The organism is Peptoniphilus sp. (genome assembly GCF_050943655.1).
Lineage (GTDB): Bacteria > Bacillota > Clostridia > Tissierellales > Peptoniphilaceae > Peptoniphilus_A.
In genome coordinates, this window is the sequence record NZ_JBMNPQ010000118.1 from 1 (window position 1) to 2,899 (window position 2,899).

Annotated in this window: 2 protein-coding genes; both read right to left on the bottom strand. The window is 34.2% G+C overall.

Translation table 11 applies throughout. From position 1 onward, the window contains the following. Positions 1 to 161: 161 nt before the first annotated feature. Entirely contained in the window at positions 162 to 1,526 is a 1,365-nt protein-coding gene (locus ACOX6R_RS07805) for a YjiH family protein (protein ID WP_433448950.1), read from the bottom strand. Between the two features lie 19 nt (positions 1,527 to 1,545). Then, on the bottom strand, positions 1,546 to 2,778 hold the full coding sequence (arcA, locus tag ACOX6R_RS07810; RefSeq protein WP_433448952.1) for an arginine deiminase: 1,233 nt from the start codon (positions 2,776 to 2,778) through the stop codon (positions 1,546 to 1,548). Positions 2,779 to 2,899 lie beyond the last annotated feature (121 nt).

The following is a 2,899-nucleotide window of genomic DNA, read 5'->3' on the forward strand; positions in this document are numbered from 1 at the left end:
GACATATTTTAATAAAAATAATGTAAATGATTTCATGTTATTTCTAATATTTTATTTTTTAGCTATTTGCACCACCTAAAACATTTTTCAAAAAAATTTAAAATAAAAAAGAGAGATGACTTTTTCATCTCCCAAATTTAATTATTAACTTTTTATTTGCGCTAAAAAATAAAATGCGCAAACAACACTATTATTGGTAAAGTTATTAATGTTCTTTCCAAGAATAGTATAAATAAATCAAAAAGTGATACGGGAAGGTTTGTTCCAAGTATTACTGCTCCTGTTTCTGACATATAAAGAAGCTGTGTTACAGATACTGCTGCAATGATAAATTGCGTCATTGGATTTGCAATTTCCGCTGCAAGTATTGATGGAACAACCATGTCTGCAAAGCCAACTACCATAGTAGCACTTGCTGCTTCTGCTTCTGGCACTTGCAATAGTCTAAGAAGTGGCAAGAAAGGTTTCCCCATAATCTCAAAGAAAGGTGTTGCCACTGACACTACAAGAGCAAGTGTGCCCGCTGCCATGATAATAGGAATAACCCCAAGCCATAGAGATAAAACTGTCTTAGCGCCACTTACTAAATATTGTCTTACTCCGCCATTTTCTTCTGCTTTTTTAACTGCAAGTCTAAGTCCCCACTCATGTTTTGTAAATCCTTCTGGAACTAATTCTGGCGTCGCCTTTTTTTCTCCGTTATAATATTCATCCTTCTTAGATGAAAGTGGATAGATTCGCGGCAAAATTAGTGCAGCGACAATTCCCGCTACGGCAACTGCTAAATAAAACTTGCCAAAATAATTTGTCATGTTTACATTTTCTAAAACTACAAGACAAAATGTAATTGATACAGCAGAAAAAGTCGTTGCAATAACTGCTGCTTCTCTTGCTGAATAATATCCCTCTTCGTACTGCTTATTTGTTAGAGTAACGCCAATTGTTCCATCTCCAATCCAAGATGCAACACAGTCTATTGCAGATCTGCCTGGCAAGTTAAAGACAGGTCTCATTATTGATGTCAAAAACACTCCAATGTATTCAAGCAGTCCAAACTCTGTCAAGAATGGTAGGATAAAACCTGCCACTAAAAATATTGTGAATAAACCACAAATCAAATCATATAAAATAAGTCCGCCAGTATCGGGACTATATATTATTTCAGGTCCCACTTCAAAGGCAGTCATAAAGCCTATTGCAAGACCCACAAGCCTTGCGAAAAGCCAAAAGTTAGAAACATCAGATACTTCTTTTAACAATTCATTATTTTCTATCCAATCGGGCTTTTTTATTTTATAAATTATAGCAAGAGAACAGGATATAACTATGCAAATCAAAACCAAAATATAAATTGGAACCACTGAATTTATTCCATTATTTAAAGCTTTTGATATTACTGATACCATTATCGTCGATTCCCCATCTTTTTTGAATGGAGTCATTAATAATAGAACTCCCAAGATCGATGGTATTAGAAATCGCAGTATTCTTGCTGTCTTGATCTTCTCTTTTTTTATATTTTCCATTTAATTCCTTTCTAGTTTCTTAAATGTCTTCTCTGTATAAAGGCATGGACATGCATCTTGGGCCGCCTCTACCTCGTGAAAGTTCGCTTGATGGCATTACATGTAATTTAATTCCATGTTCTTCTAAAAGCTTATTTGTGACACTGTTTCTAGAATAAACTATTACTTCTCCCGGTGCTATTGCAAGTGTGTTCGCTCCGTCATTCCACTGCTCCCTTGCACCTGCGATTGGATCATCTCCACCGCAACGAATTAATGTCACTTTTTCTTTTCCCAAAGCTTCAGCCAAAACTTCATCGAGCTCTTTAGTTTCTTGTTTGATGTCAATATTTCCGCTTTCTCCTTTAGTAAGAGAGTATGCGCATAGTGGTCCTTCTATCTCAGGATGAATAGTGAATTTATCATAATCAACCATAGTAAAGACTGTGTCGAGATGCATAAAGGCTCTCTTGTTTGGAATTTTTAAAGCCAGGATTTTTTTAAATGTTTCATTGTGCTCAAAAATTCTCTCAGCAAGCTTTTCTATAGATGCTGCATCTGTCCTTTCAGATATCCCAATTGCCAAGACTTCTTTTGATAAAACTAAAACATCTCCACCTTCAATTGAAGTAGTTTCTGTCCTGTCGTACCAAAGGGGAATATCTGCATCTTTAAATCTTTTGTGATATTTTAGAATATATTTTGCAAAGATTGTCTCTCTTTGTCTTGTCAAATTGCGCATTCTATTTAGTGAAACACCATAGCCGATATTGGCAATTGGGTCTCTTGTGAAATATAAATTTGGCATGGCATCGACAATAAATGGATTATCAGACTCAACCATGTCACAGAGACTTTCTTTTTTATATTCAGGAAGTTCACTTTTCTTAATTCCTTCCATCATCTTTAAAACCAAATCGAGGTTATTATCAATTCCCATTAAAAGATCTTTTACTAATTTTTTTCTAGTCTTTCCCTCGATGTCTGCCTCTTGAATGAACTCATCTACAAATTCATTTTTTATCTTATCAGAAGTTATAGCTTCTGCAGCAAGTTCTTCTAAGTATAAAACTTCAACGCCACTTTCTTCTAAAATTTTGGCAAAAGCGTCGTGTTCTTCAATTGCTATGTCTAAAAAAGGAATATCATCAAAAAGTAATCTGTCCAAAGAATCAGGAGTTAAGTTATCAATTTCTTTTCCTGGTCTGTGCAAGAGTATTGTCTTTAACTTTCCTATTTCAGAATATACATTTAAAGCTCTTTTATTATTCATTTTATCCACTTCCTTTCTAATAATTATGCAGTACACTAATTTGAATAAAATTTTATCTTTTAAGTAACTAGTTCACACTAATCTTAGCACCGTATAATAGTATAGCATGAATAATATTCTT

What these genes read in the sequence shown, in the direction of transcription:
- ACOX6R_RS07805 (WP_433448950.1), bottom strand. Translation starts at nt 1,526, where the DNA reads ATGGAAAATATAAAAAAAGAGAAGATCAAGACAGCAAGAATACTGCGA.
- arcA (WP_433448952.1), bottom strand. Translation starts at nt 2,778, where the DNA reads ATGAATAATAAAAGAGCTTTAAATGTATATTCTGAAATAGGAAAGTTA.